Origin of the sequence: Marinithermofilum abyssi, assembly GCF_014641195.1 — a bacterium.
GTDB lineage: Bacteria > Bacillota > Bacilli > Thermoactinomycetales > DSM-45169 > Marinithermofilum > Marinithermofilum abyssi.
Window position 1 is genome coordinate 58155 of the sequence record NZ_BMHQ01000001.1, and the last position, 14383, is coordinate 72537.

Annotated in this window: 9 protein-coding genes, 2 tRNA genes and 1 riboswitch; of the genes, 1 reads left to right on the forward strand and 10 read right to left on the reverse strand. The window is 54.2% G+C overall.

Going from position 1 to position 14383, the window contains the following annotated elements; genetic code table 11:
- Positions 1-22: 22 nt before the first annotated feature.
- The 6 genes from IEW70_RS00320 to IEW70_RS00345 all read right to left on the reverse strand — a co-directional run bounded on the left by IEW70_RS00320 (position 23) and on the right by IEW70_RS00345 (position 8954).
- Complete coding sequence (locus tag IEW70_RS00320; protein WP_188645950.1) at positions 23-1876, reverse strand: bifunctional homocysteine S-methyltransferase/methylenetetrahydrofolate reductase; 1854 nt, start codon at positions 1874-1876, stop codon at positions 23-25.
- A 14-nt stretch (positions 1877-1890) separates the two neighbouring features.
- Positions 1891-5355, reverse strand: coding sequence for a methionine synthase (gene metH, locus IEW70_RS00325; RefSeq protein WP_188645951.1), 3465 nt, complete (start codon positions 5353-5355; stop codon positions 1891-1893).
- 74 nt (positions 5356-5429) lie between these two features.
- Positions 5430-5536: riboswitch (SAM riboswitch) on the reverse strand.
- 91 nt (positions 5537-5627) lie between these two features.
- On the reverse strand, positions 5628-6515 hold the full coding sequence (locus tag IEW70_RS00330) for a hypothetical protein (protein WP_188645952.1): 888 nt from the start codon (positions 6513-6515) through the stop codon (positions 5628-5630).
- Between the two features lie 285 nt (positions 6516-6800).
- Positions 6801-7982: a right-handed parallel beta-helix repeat-containing protein gene (locus IEW70_RS00335; RefSeq protein WP_188645953.1), complete on the reverse strand. Its 1182-nt coding sequence runs from the start codon at positions 7980-7982 to the stop codon at positions 6801-6803.
- Positions 7983-8355: 373 nt separating this feature from the next.
- Entirely contained in the window at positions 8356-8610 is a 255-nt protein-coding gene (locus IEW70_RS00340; protein ID WP_188645954.1) for a hypothetical protein, read from the reverse strand.
- A 77-nt stretch (positions 8611-8687) separates the two neighbouring features.
- On the reverse strand, positions 8688-8954 hold the full coding sequence (locus IEW70_RS00345; protein WP_188645955.1) for a PTS sugar transporter subunit IIA: 267 nt from the start codon (positions 8952-8954) through the stop codon (positions 8688-8690).
- Between the two features lie 182 nt (positions 8955-9136).
- Here IEW70_RS00345 and IEW70_RS00350 point away from each other — a divergent pair, with 182 nt between their 5' ends.
- The gene (locus IEW70_RS00350; RefSeq protein ID WP_188645956.1) at positions 9137-10075 is read left to right on the forward strand and encodes an EcsC family protein; all 939 of its coding nucleotides are present in this window, start codon (positions 9137-9139) and stop codon (positions 10073-10075) included.
- A gap of 369 nt (positions 10076-10444) precedes the next feature.
- On the opposite strand, the gene IEW70_RS00355 is transcribed toward IEW70_RS00350, so the two are convergent.
- The 4 genes from IEW70_RS00355 to IEW70_RS00370 all read right to left on the reverse strand — a co-directional run bounded on the left by IEW70_RS00355 (position 10445) and on the right by IEW70_RS00370 (position 14175).
- Positions 10445-12181 (reverse strand): acyl-CoA dehydrogenase family protein, encoded by a 1737-nt coding sequence (locus tag IEW70_RS00355; RefSeq protein WP_188645957.1) that lies wholly within the window; start codon positions 12179-12181, stop codon positions 10445-10447.
- Positions 12182-12289: 108 nt separating this feature from the next.
- A tRNA-Ala gene (locus IEW70_RS00360) sits at positions 12290-12365 on the reverse strand.
- 482 nt (positions 12366-12847) lie between these two features.
- Positions 12848-12923 (reverse strand) — tRNA-Ala (locus tag IEW70_RS00365).
- Between the two features lie 190 nt (positions 12924-13113).
- A complete protein-coding gene (locus tag IEW70_RS00370; RefSeq protein WP_188645958.1) occupies positions 13114-14175 on the reverse strand; it encodes an acyltransferase in 1062 nt (353 codons plus the stop codon).
- Between the last annotated feature and the right edge of the window lie 208 nt (positions 14176-14383).

Genomic DNA, 14383 nt, shown 5'->3' on the forward strand with positions numbered 1-14383 from the left:
ATTGATGAACCTGTATGACCGCTTACGCCCCAGACACTTGCCGGGCAGGTTGCTTCTCCCGAATATACCGAGTCAGCTCCGCGGTCATTTCCCAATAGGCAAACGGCGTGATCAGATAAATGCCGTTAAAATGGCGGACCGCCTCATCCAGCAAGTCTTTCGCCAGGGTAACGCCGAGATCCCGCGCTTGGGGGCCTTTCAACCCATTCATCCGTTCCATGACCGTGTCGGGAATTTTTACCCCCGGCAGCTCGTTGTGCAAGAACAAGGCATTCCGATGGCTAGTCAGCGGCATAATTCCGATAAACACCGGAATGGGGATATGCCGGACCGCTCTCGCCACCCGCTGAATGGATTCCACATCATAGACCGGCTGGGTCATCACAAAGTCGGCTCCGGCTTCCACCTTTTTCTCCAAGCGGCGGACCGCTGCCTCGATTTTGGACACATTGGGGTTGAAGGCAGCCCCAACGACAAAGCGGGCTTTCTGCTTCAAGGGTTTTCCCGAGAATGAAATACCTTCATTGAGCTGCTTAACCATGCGGATCAAATCAAAGGAGGTCACATCGTAAACGGAGCTGGAACCCGGAAGATCGCCAATCCGCGTCGGATCTCCCGTGATCACCAGAATCTGATCGATTCCTAAGGCGTGAAGACCCATCAGATGGGATTGTTGGCCGATCAAATTCCGGTCGCGGCAGGTGATATGGACCAGCGGTTCCACATCCGTTTGATTTTTCAGGATGGCTCCCAAAGCCATGTTGCTCATGCGGGTGGTGGCCATGGAATTGTCTGCCAGCGTCACAGCATCGGCCCCTGCCTGGTGCAACGCCGTCGCTCCTTGCAGATACTCGGTTACATCCAAATCTTTAGGCGAATCAAACTCCACAATGATCGTGGTGTCTTTTTTCACTTTTTCCACCACGGTGGGCCGATTGCGTACCGTGATCCGCGGGCGGCTCTTTTCTGCTTCCAACGGATGCTCCGGGTTGATGCGGGGAAGCGGACTCCGACCCGCCAAGCGCTCGGCCATCGCTTCAATATGGCGGGGTGTCGTACCGCAACAGCCGCCGATAACATGCACCCCTTGTTCCCGGAGAGCCTCTGCCCGTTCCGCAAAGTAATCCGGCGTCGACTTGTACTGGTACTCTCCGTCAGCAAGACCGAGGCGGCCGGCATTAGGGAACACCGCCAGCCAAACATCCTCGGGCACCACGGTTTTTTCGAGGGCCCGCTGGATTTCCAGCGGCCCCTGACGGCAGTTGAGGCCGATTCCGTCTGCCCCTTTCCTTTTCAGCTCGGCAAAAGCTTCGGTCAGTGTCGCCCCGTCCCGGGTCCGCCCCACTTCCATCTGGGCCATACTGCAAAAGACGGGTAAGTCCGTAAGCGGCCGGATCACTTCCAACGCCAACTGCAGCTCTTCCAAGTCCAGGAACGTCTCCAATATCAGCCCGTCCACACCGCCGTACAAGAGCGCGGTCGCCTGTTCCTCATACATGTCCCGGTATTCGGCCCGGGAGTAGTTGGGTACCCGGCCGGCACAAATGGAGCCGATCGAACCGAAAATGAAGGCATCCTCCCCAATGGCCCGACGGGCGATCGCCACCGACTCCCGGTTGATGCGGGTCACCTTTCCTTCCAGTCCGTATCGGGCCAAGCGCTCCCGATTGGCCCCGTAGGTATTGGTTTCAATCAGCCGGGCACCGGCCTGATAGTACGACCGATGAACTTCTTCGATCCATTCCGGCTGGGACAAGCAAAGCTCTTCCGCCGTCACTCCTACGGGAATTCCCTGCTGATACAGATAGGTGGACAACGCCCCGTCACCGATCAGCAACGTTTCCGACAAAACCTTTTTCAGCTGCGCTTTTGTCACCCCGCTTCCCCTCCTTATACAGCGTTAAAATAGCGAGCCTGCGGATGGGAGAACACCATCGCCGAAACGGAAGCTTCCGGCTCCATCATAAAGCCGTCGGTCAGTTCCACCCCGATATCCTCCGGCCGTAGCAGCCGGAACAGTTTGGCTTGATCCTCCAGATCGGGGCAGGCCGGATAACCGAAGGAAACCCGAATCCCTTGGTACCGGGCACCGAAGCGCTCCTGCATCGTCATCTCCGGCGGATCCGGGAAACCCCACACATCCCGCATCACGTGGTGAAGCCGTTCAGCGAAGGCCTCCGCCAATTCCAAAGCAAAAGCTTGCACCATGTGGGAGCGGAGATAATCCCCTTGCTCCTTCCATCGCTCGGCCAAATCCCGGATACCGGCACCCGCTGTCACTGTCAAGAAGCCGACGGTGTCCATCACGCCGGATTCCACCGGGCGCAAAAAGTCTGCCAGACAGAGATACGGCTCCTTCGTTTGCCGCGGGAAGGTGAATCGCTCCAACACCTGTGTTTGATCCGCGTCATACACCAAAATGGTGTCTCCATCGGACTGTGCAGGGAAAAAGCGATACATCCCGTCGGCCCGGATCAACCGATCCCGCTCCAAATCAGCGATCAAAGCGTCCAACTGCTCTTTCAACTCCAGCGCCTTGGGATCCCCTTCAGCCAGCAATTGTTTCACATTTCCTTTCAGCCCCAGGTGTTTTCCTAACAACATCTGCTCATTGATATAGGGACGCAGGTGGGACAAGGGATAATTCCGAAGCACATGCCGTTCATAATCCGGCGGCTCATACACCGGCGCTTCCCGGTCCACTTTGGAACGGCACACCGTATTTTGCACCGCCAGCTTCTCTTTTTGCTTCCGTTCAGTTACTGCCAAAGCTCTCTCCCGGCTCTTCCGAAGCTCATGCACCAGTTGGGCCCGCTTCTCATCGTCCCGAAGCTGGTTGGCCAATTCCAGTCCATTCATGGCATCCTTGGCGTATAACACAGGTCCGTCATACTCCGGGGCGATCCGGTTGTCGGTAAATTTGCGGGTCAATGCAGCACCTCCCACCAGAATGGGAACTTCGATATTGGCTGCCCGCATATCCTGGGCGGTCAGTACCATTTGCTGAGCGGATTTTACCAACAGCCCGGAAAGACCCACCATATCCGGCTGCTCCTCCCGGCAGGCGGCGATCAGCTGTTCCGGGGCCACCTTGATCCCCAGATTAACCACTTCGTACCCATTGTTGGAGAGGATGATCTCCACCAGGTTTTTCCCGATATCGTGTACATCCCCCTTCACCGTAGCTAGGAGGATCTTGCCTTTGGTATCCGTGTCGGTCTTTTCCATGTGCGGCTCCAAAAAGGCAACCGATGCTTTCATCACCTCAGCGCTTTGGAGCACTTCCGCCACAATCAGCTGATTATCGTTGAACAGGCGTCCCACTTCATCCATCCCTGTCATCAGCGGACCATTGATAATATCCAGCGGGGCGTACTTTTGCAGGGCCTTCTCCAGATCCTCCAGCAGCCCGTCTTTGCTTCCTTCTACCACATACCGGGCCAGCCGTTCCTCCAGGGTGAGGCTTTCCGCCGGCTGGGCATGGACCGTCGATTTTTTCCCCCGGTAAAATTGGGTAAACTCCGCCAACACTTCATCATAGTTAGACTCATCGGTTTCAAAGAGGAAGGTTTCCGCCATCTTCCGTTCCTCTTCCGGAATCGAGGCATAGCGCTCCAATTTCTCCGTGTTGACAATGGCATAATCCAGTCCGGCCCGGGTGCAATGATACAAATAGACGGCATTCAGCACTTCCCGCCCGGCGAGAGGCAAGCCGAAGGAAACATTGGACACGCCCAGCACCGTCCGGGTGCGGGGCATCTTTTCCTTGATGCGGCGGACTCCTTCCACGGTAGCCTTAGCGGAACCGATATAAGCCTGGTCACCGGTGCCAACCGGGAACACCAGCGGATCGAAGATAATATCTTCCGGCGCCACCCCGTAACGGTTGACCAACAGGTCATAGCAACGCTCCGCCACCTCTAGCTTCCGGTCCGCTGTCACGGCCATCCCTTTCTCATCGATGGTACCGACCACGACAGCTGCCCCGTAGCGATGGATCAGAGGCACCACTTGGGCAAAACGCTCTTCCCCGTCTTCCAAGTTGATCGAGTTGATGATGGCTTTTCCTTGGGAATATTTCAGCGCCCGCTCTATCACTTCCGGATCTGTGGAGTCGATCATCAGGGGCACTTTCACCTTTTTTGTGGCAAACTGGAGAAACTGCTCCATGTCCGCCAGTTCATCCCGGTCCGGATCCGCCAGACAGATATCGATCACTTGGGCTCCGCGTTTCACCTGACGCCGGGCAATCTCCGAAGCATCCTCATATTTGCCCTCAGCGATCAGCTCCCGGAATTTCTTCGATCCGATCACATTGGTCCGTTCGCCCACCAAGACCGGCCGGTTGTCTTCTTCCAGGAAGAGCGGCTCGATCCCGGAAACCGCCGACAGCGGCTCTTTCCTCGGAATGCGCGGCTTCTTCCCTTTCAGCACCTCGGCGATAGCCCGGATGTGCTCCGGTGTCGTCCCGCAGCAGCCCCCCGCCATGTTCAGCCAGCCCGCATCGGCAAATGCGGCCAGTTTCGTCGCCAGCCCCCGAGGGGTTTCATGGTAGTTGCCGTCCTCGTCGGGCAAGCCGGCATTGGGGTAACAACTGACCCCGCACTGGGCCAGTCCGGAAAGGGTCCGCAGGTGATCCCGCATAAACTCCGGTCCCGTAGCACAGTTTAAACCCACGGTCAGGGGATTGAGATGCTGAATGGACATATAGAAAGCCTCCACGTTTTGCCCGGCCAACATCGTCCCCATCGGCTCGATCGTGCCGGAAATCAGCAGGGGGACTTCCGCACCCAACGCCTCAAAGGCCCGCCGGATCCCGATCCCCGCCGCTTTTACATTGAGGGTATCTTGCGAAGTTTCCAACAATAGGGCATCGACACCTGCCTCGACCAGTGCCCGGGCCTGTTCCTCATAGGAATCGACCAGCTGGTCAAAGGTTACCCCGCCCGTCACGGAGAGGGTTTTGGTAGTCGGCCCCAACGCGCCGGCTACATACCGAGGATCTTCCGGTGTAGACCATTTTTCTACCGCTTCCCGTGCGCAGGCCACGGCAGCCTTGTTGATCTCCTCCACCCGGTGCTGCAACTCGTACTCTGCCAGCACCACCGAAGTGCCGCCGAAGGTATTGGTTTCCACGATATCCGCACCGGCGGCAAGATAGTGTTCGTGGATGCTTCGGATGACATCGGGCCGAGTGATGTTGAGAAACTCGTTGCAGCCGTCGTACGCTTCTCCGCCGAAATCCTCGGCGGTCAGCCCTGCCTGTTGCAACTGCGTCCCCATGGCCCCGTCCAAGATAAGGATCTTCTCTTTGATGCGTTCGCTGAGTGAAGGTTTGGTTGTCGGTTGAGCCATCTGTCATCCATCCTTCTCAATGGAAATAAAAAACCTTTCATCTCTGAAGATGAAAGGTTGCCTATTCAGGATCACTCTCATCTGTCAGAGAAAATCTCTGCAGGAATTGGCACCACACCCCGTAAAATGGGTAGGTTGCCGGGCTTCATCGGGCCAGTCCCTCCGCCTCTCTGGATGAGTCTGATATGGGTTTTTCAGCAGCTTCCTACGTTCGCGTTTTTCTCACTATAGAAAATCCCCAGCAGATTGTCAACCGCCAGACAAGCCTGTCTTCACACCCTGCGCCGGAAAAAAAGCCCGATAAGCAAACCGACGAGGATCACACCGGCCATTATCCAGTTGGATTGATCTCCTTTCAGCGGCGGTGCAGGTTGGCTGACCTCCTGCGGGGTGATACATCCGTCTCCTTTTTTTAACACCACCTTTTCCTGTTTCGGATCCGGGTGAGCGGTATCTGGGGAGTGATCGATTTCTCCGTTGAAAGTTACATAAACTGTATACTCTCCCGGAGTGATCCGTTCATTGTGAGCGGCCACTTCCAAATGACTGAACAAATGGTTGAGTTTCACTCCCTCGCGGGATTCCGCACTATAATCGAGCACACGGTACAGATCGCCTCCCTTTTTCCGGGACAGCGTAATCAACCAGTTTCCCTCAGCCGTTTTTGCATGGTCCATCCGCGCCTTCACCCGCAGGCCGCTGTCGGTGCAGACGGGCTGAACCTGGATTTCCGGCGGATGCACTTGATATGTATCCTGAAACTCGGTTTTTTTGCCGTTGATCATTCCCTCGAAATGAACTCCCAGTCGATACGGGGGAGACACTTCTGTATCCTTGTCGCAGAATGCCACACTGAAGGAAGTTCTCTTCTCATTCTTCAACACTCTTTTGGTATCAGGGGCGTTTTTCCCATCTGCTCCCTGTAACTGAAAGGTCCACGTTCCCTGGATTTGTTTCACTTGTTTGGCCTGAATCGCAAACTCCTTGCACTCATCATCCTCACCGTCCCAATAGTGGTAGAAAAGGTCAACGGGAGGTGTAGCGGATGTTTGATCAGGGGCTGCAGACGGAGCAGACTGTGCCGGGCTGGCGGGGGCCACTCCGGCCCAAACCAATCCAAACAAAAAAACGCCCCACAGCCAATGGTCGATGCGTATCAATGCTATTTCCTCCAATAAAATCGTCCAGTATCCGGAAAAATCGACCAACTTCACAGATTATTATACACTAAGCACAGAAGCGGTGAAGGAATGAGCAGGAAAAAAGCCTGAACTTTTATGTTCAGGCTGAGGCTGCTGACAAAGTTTCTCGAAAGGAGCGGAAGAGCCCTTTTATCCGAGGAGCGACTGACGATGAAACCAGCGACAAACGAGACAAAAAATCGGCACATCGCACGACTTTGGAACTTGCGACCAAGGCGTGACTTGTACTTTTTGAGCAACCGATCACCCTTCCGGCAGGTAACCCGCGATTTTCGGTTCTGTCCGGTAGGTACGCCGCTCCCGGTGAAGGTCTGCTGCATCCACATCATTCCCGTCATGAATACGACGGCAGTGAAGCACGGCAGGGTTGCTGTCTTCAGATATCTCCAACTCATTGCCTCCAAATTGTTCAAACAGGCACGCTTCCAGCGTTCCGAACCCTCGCTCTGTAACGGCTACAGCCACATGACGGCTGTCGTGAAAAACACACCGGGTGAGCTTGGGGTCGCCGCCTTCGTAAATCCACAGGGACGGAGCCTGGTGAAAGCCGTAGATATCGCAATCTTCCACGCGCCCCATCCCGTTTTCTGTCACTCGCAGACCGCAGTCGCCTCCATCGTGAATACGGCATTTACGAATCAACGGGTTTGCATCGGCGTCAATCCAGATGCAGGGGAATTCCCGGGCGGTCAGATCACAATCTGCCAGTACACCGTCCCCGTTTTCGCCAAAAATCACCCCGCCGTCCACCCGGGACTCGCGCATATCCAACAACCCCTCCCGGTTAAACACCGCCGGGCTCCGTACAAAATCGGCAAAATAGGATTCAGCGACCAGCGCTTTTCCCCTCTCCACCGAAAGGCCGGGAGCCGTCCCGTCATGTACGCGGCAGCGCAGCATTTCCAATGTGCCGTCCTCGTAGACTCCCACTGCCGGTTCCAGCCGGAAACCGCTCAGCACACAATCCTGCAAATGAACGTGACCCTCGGCATCCACGTATACTCCTTCTTTGGCTCCGTTTTCGATCCGGCAGCGATAAAGCTTGGCTTGGGCTCCTTCTCCCCGCACCCCTACACAAGCTCCCGATTCGGACCGAAGGACACAATCTTCCATCTGCAGCTTCCCTTCCGGCAAGACACAGACAGCGATAAACTCTTCCGGATCCTCCTGTTTTTGAACCGTCACGCGCTTGATTACCACCGAGCCGCGGTCCACCAATAAACAGTTCTCGACCGAGGAGCGGAGCACCACTTCTCCTGCTCCGTCCCCCAGAATTTCCAGCGATTTATTAATCTGCAGCGATTCGTCATACACACCCGGTTTTACCCGGATGCGTCCGCCTTCCTCTGCAGCATCTACCGCTTCCTGAATGCTTTGGTAAGGAGCATCTCCCTTTTGCGATACTACGATCAGTTCCGTTCCCAATGTCATCCCTCCGAAAAGCCATATCGTCTCCTATCAAAAAAGCACACGCCAACACCCCGAAGGAGACCCTTCAGGTTCGGACGCCGCCTGTCTATCTTGACCGGACCCCGCTAGTATCGGGTATCCCGGATCGATTCCTCACAAATGCAACTTCCATCATCTTAACAAAGAAAAGAGCGGTTCAGTCACTTTTCATCCCAAATTAACGTTCCCTTTAAAAAGAGAATTCTTCTCCCGCTTCCAATCTCCTCTCTTCCAAAAGGAAAATATGTCAATCGCCCTATCTGATCGATACAAAGGATCGATCCACGGAAGGGAATAAAAAAAAGCCCGCACCGTAGAAGCGATGCGGGTGATCGATTCCTCCCTACAATCAATCCAGAAACGCCCCCAGAATCTTGAAGGGCAGCTTGATCAGCCACCAAATGGCGCGAAACACCCAGCCCACCATCCGGAAAAGAAACCGGGGGATTTCCCAGAGTAATTCGATGATGTCAAAACCCGTTTCCACTGTATCCATCAGACCATCGTCATCCTCCCGACTGCCGCCCCCCTCCCCACTGTTACTATTACTGTTACTGTCCTCATCCTCAATGGCATCATCGTCCACGATGTCCCGAGCATACATCAAAAAGTCCCCGGCCTTCACATAATTCGCTGTGGTTGGGATGCACTCCGCCCCATCCACACCTCTGACCAATACCGCTATATATTCCCGGGAATCCCCCGAGGCAGAAGACGCCCCACCTGGATGGAGAGGTTTACCCTTTTCGGATGAACGCTGAACATGTCAATACTTGCGGAAATACGGGAAACATCTCTCACTTCTCCGTCCACCGGAGCGATCACCTCTGAGATCTCCCGCAACACAGCAACGCCTTGCCCCGACAATCCCACCTGTTTCAAGGGAACAACCTGTCCGCTCGTTGGAGCGAAAACGGTCACATACCCTTTCTTCTCTGGCACTGACACGCACATTCCTCCCATTCTTCCGATAGTAGTTCCAATGAATAATAGCCAACCTCTATCATACCAATATTTCGATATTTTTCTGTCCCATCTTCTATCGATTCGTTGCATTTTCCCTCATTTACGATATCATATGGGAAGAATTTTCTTTTTTCTGCCCAATGAATTCAATCCGAGGTGATCCTATGAAGATCAACACCGGTGAAGATACCCGAAACTATTTGGAAGACGAATTGAAAGCGGTCCTGGAATGGGAAGAGGATCAAAAGGACCTGTGGTTCTGGGAAAAGCTCGGGCGTATTCCTTTTGCGATCCTGGATCGGATCACTCCCAAACAAGTTCATAAAGTGATCGGCAAAGTGCTGGACGAGATGGGCGCCTATATCCAAAACGGTGGACAATACCTGATCCGCAAAGAGCCCGTACTGAACAAAATCGCGGAACAACTGGGCCGCCCCAAAGGATCGCTCCAGCTGGAAGAAGTAGCGGATATCCCCCTTCCGGTACTCAACACCGTCACCGAGTCCATCAAAACGAATCATGTCCGCTTTGCTACCTATCAGGGGGCCAGCACCGGGATCGGGGGCATTTTTACCTTGGCTGCGGACATTCCGCTGCTGCTCGGCACCTCGCTCAAAGTGATCCAAGAGATGGCGGTTGCGTACGGCTATAACCCGCTGGACAAAAAAGAGCGGATCTTCATTATCCAGTGCCTCCAATTCGCCTCCTCCGACTATGTGGGCAAACGCTCCATCCTGAAAAACTTGTCGGAGTACCATCACGGTGTCACCGAGCGGGAGACGATCTCCCAGATTCGAGGCTGGCGAGAAGTTTTTTGGAACTATCGGGACAACTACGGATGGAAGAAACTGTTTCAGATCATCCCCATCGTCGGGATCCTTTTTGGTGCCTGGATCAATAAATCCACAATCAAGGAAGTGGCCGAAGCGGGTCAGATGCTCTACCGCAAACGCCGCATCCTGGAGAAGCTGGAGAAAATGGACGCCACCGCCCAAGAACAACAGACGCTGACCATCAGCACAGAGCCCACTGCGGAACTTGCTTCGGGAGACAACTCCACTCCGAACAACCAGTTGGAACCGCCTGCAACTGCCACGGAGTAAACAGAATGAAAAAACCGATCCACGACGGATTGACTTCCACCTTTCATTGCGTTGTTATCCCAATAATCGATTTAAGATGGAGCACAGATCGATCTCCACGTTCCCATATCCAGGAACTACCCCCTGCGCGTTAAGGCCTCTCGTACTCGGCGGAACGAATGGGGCGGCTGGCTGTCCACCCAACAGGAGAGCAATGCATCGAAAAAAACCTTCGGAGTCTCCGAAGGTTTTTGATATAGAAAAGGATGACTTTTTAAAGTTTGGATTCTTTTTAAGGAGAGGGGCGTTATGGCAGGAAAAGTTTGTGACTTGCTCCACACGGCTAAGGCCATGGGGTGGGAGTCGCTTTTTCTACGAACGTTTCTTTGCCTACAAAGCCTCTACCTTTTCCGTCTTCAGACACATTGCTTCCTCAAACAGATGAATGCTCGGTATATTCCCCGAACCGATGCTGTACACTTCAGGGCGGAAGTTTCGGTCTACCACGTATTCCGCCAGCTTCACCAATCGGCGGGAGCCCGTCTCACGGTAACTCCATTGGGCTTCCTCCAGCAAATGCGCCGCACTGTACACATCGATCAACCGATCGGTGAAATGGCGAGCATACGCATTTTGCACCATCGGGTTCGCCACTAAGAGATAACCGGCATCCAGGTGCACTTCTTTTGCTTCCTGACGCACGACCCCCACCGCATCCTGGAGCTCGGGCAGCTTCACCGCATCCAGCGTCTCCTGGATATCCCGAAACAGTACGCTGTCCGCCCGGCCTTTGGCCTGCACCTCTTTGCCCAGGAGTTTCAACACTTCCAGCCCCATAATATTGGAAGTCCCTTCCCAGACCGTATTGACTTGGGCATCCCGCAGCAGGCGCGGCGTCACATACTCCTCGATATACCCGTTGCCGCCGTGAAGTTCCAACGCCTCTTTGGCATGCTTCACCGCTTGTTCGGTCGTCCGATACTTGCTCATGGCCAGAAGCAGACGCAGACGAATCTCCTCGTCGGGGTTCCCCTCCCCGGTCGTGTGGCAGCGATCCATCGCCAGCAGCATCTGAGCGGTCATTGCCCACCCCGCCTCAATATCTGCCGTCATATTGAGCAGGGTTTCCCGCACCATGGGATACTGCTGTACCACTTGCCCAAAGGCTTTGCGCTTCGCTGTGTAGACCGCAGCCTCCCAGAAAGCCCTGCGGGAAATCGCCAACGCTCCCGTAGCTGTACACATCCGGGAGATATTCAACGCCTCTGCCATGTACTTGAACCCTTTTCCCGGCTCCCCGATCAAGTAACCCACGGCTTCCTTCAACTCCAGTTCGCCGCTGGCCACCGCCCGAACGCCCAGCTTGTCTTTGAGGCGGCGGATGGTCACCCGGTTGCGCTCCCCGTTTTCCAGCACCCGCGGCACCAAAAACAGCCCCAGTCCCCGAGTCCCCGGCTCCTCATTCACCCGGGCCAAGGTAATAGCAATCCCGGCGTCACAATTGCTGGCAAACCATTTTTCCCCTGTCAGGAGGTAATGGTCCCCCTTCTGAACCGCCCGGGTCTCCGTCGCCCCAACATCGGAACCGCCCTGGATCTCCGTGAGGAAGGTGGCTCCCTGCTCCAGGGTCCGGCGATCCATACTGGCCAGCTTGGGCAAATACTTGGCCTTTTGTTCTTCAGAGCCAAACTTCTCCAGTACGAAGGCAACCGACATGGTCAGTGTCACTGGACAGGTAAAACCCACTTCCGTCATCGACATCAGCGTATGCAGCAGCTGGGTATAGAAAAAGGGAATTTTGCGCGGTACGTCCTTCCGGTAACGCCACCCGACCACGCCTGACTCGAAGCCTTCCCCTACCGTCGCCAAATACCCTTCGTTGTACCAGATCTCGTTAATCTCTTCCCCGCTTCGGTTGTAACGAATTAGCCTGGGCTGTCCTTCCCGGTCGGTATGCCGCGCCCGCCGCTCCATCGGTCCGGAAGCGTACTCCCCCATCTGGATCAGGCGTTCTTCGCCCCACTCCCGCAAGTCCCCCAGATACCGGTTCACCATATGCCGCAAGGTCCAATCTTCCGTATACCAGTTCAGATCTGTTCCATCTTCCAACCGGCTGTAATCGATCACTGAGCAGGCCCCTTTCTGAATGAGTAGTCAATTTTCATTGTAAATCCAATTTTCCGAATAAAAAAGTGGTAAAAAGAAACACCCTTCGCCTGTGAAAGGGTGTTTTGGTGGTGGAGCATAGCGGGTTCGAACCGCTGACCTCTACACTGCCAGTGTAGCGCTCTCCCAGCTGAGCTAATGCCCCACGTTTTGATGCATTTGGTTTTACACAGGAATATATTATAGCGGATGAGACCGAATATTGCAAGAAGCTTTTTTGATTTTATTATGCAAAACCGCTACAATCTCATGCCCTGCTTGGGATTGTGACGGTTTCGGACGGGGGAGGTTCAGGGAGGACGCCTTTCATCCCACGATTATAATACCCCAAGGGCACTTCCTATGGGCGCCTTGGGCTTTCAACCGACGCTTTCTGTAAGGATTCTCCGGCCATCTCTATCCGTAGTACTTCAATGCCGTCGGCAATGACACCCCTTCCCACAGGAATGAATTTTTATCTCCCCATTTTTAGTCAGATATTCATGGTCATTTTTCGCATAAAATAACCGCCCCCCCTGTTCGCGAAGGAGCCGGTCCGTAAGGCGAGTTTGCGTCAGTCCCGGAAACCCAATGTCCTTTAGATTGTGGTATCACAAAACCCTTCGGATTTTCCGAAGGGTTCTTCAATGGTGGAGCATAGCGGGCTCGAACCGCTGACCTCTACACTGCCAGTGTAGCGCTCTCCCAGCTGAGCTAATGCCCCATATATCGCCTATCTGATTGTGCCGCTCATCGCGGCGACAAGATATAGTTTAACCAAGCCTGCCGGATCTGTCAAGGGGAAAAAGCGATTTCGTTTAACTCTCGCAAAAGTCGGTATAAAGAAGTCGTCCTCTGTATTTAAAACAGCCCGTACAGCCATTCTCCCGTAAGGGACTCGCCGGTCGACCTCCTCATCTTTGCATGCGGACTTGGGGAATGGGAAACAAATACTGATGCCAGGGCAATTTTTCCGCCAGCTTCACACCGGACACGCTCAATGCCAGAAACAAGCCATACGTAAAGCCAAAGGTGCCCGGCTGCCAAAGGGCGTGGGTCATATCCCGGATGATCAGCATAATCCACAGCGGATGCGTCAGATAGATTCCCATAGAGCACTGTCCGATGACCAAACCAGCCCGATACACTCCCGGCAGCCGCTCCAACACGGGAAACCAAGCTACCATAGCCAGACAGAGAACCGGCACGGCCACCAAATTAACCCATCGTTCCGACGGCGCTACGCCAAAGGTAAAGGTCTCCCAGACCGCTTCCACGATAAACAACATCGCCAATATCAGCATCGCCGCCCGCTGCTCCCGGCACCATGCCCGAATCCGGTCCCATCCAAAGGCCAGAAAACCGCCGAAGACAAAGTAAAAGATCCAATGGAACAAGAAGGCTTTGTCATGGATCAGGTAGCTGTTCGACCCGAGCAGGTCCCCCACCCAATCCCCGGCAAACCAGGCATTGATCACAAAGGCCGCCAACACTCCCGCCAACCAGGAGCGAAAACCCTTCAGCAGCCGCTGCAACAGCGGAAACACCAGATAAAACTGCAGTACCACCGACATGAACCACAAATGATAGAACCCTTTTCCCATGTACAGATACTGCACGACAAAGGACTTAAACCCTTTGGCAATCTGTACATCAAAAACGGTTACCTGGATAGCCAGATACACTCCCGTCCACAGCACAAAGGGGATGAGCACCTTCACCGTGCGGGAATAAAAGAACCGTTTCCACTCAAACCTCCGCCGCTGATGAAACAGCAAAAACCCGCTGATCACAGCAAACATCGGCGTCCCAAACCGGCTGAGCTGGTTCAACATCAGTGTGCTCCAATGATGACTTTCCCCGTGGACATAATAAAATCCCGCCGATACATGAACCATCAAGATCATCAGACAAGCCCACGCCCGCAGGAAGTGCACTTCGTAAATATAATTGGAATATTTTGTATTTTCTTTCATATGGAAACACCCATTCCTATTATAACGAAAACCGCCCGAAGTTTCTCCCTCCGGAGATTAAAGTTTTGGTTAAGAGTTTGTGTAGAAAATGCATCTTGTTGATTATCCAGGACTCCCAAGATGGGATAAACTCCTTTATTAATCATCTCAGTCCCACCGCACCAAGTTCTCGGAGTGGATCCCTTCCATGATCATGCGCACATTGTAC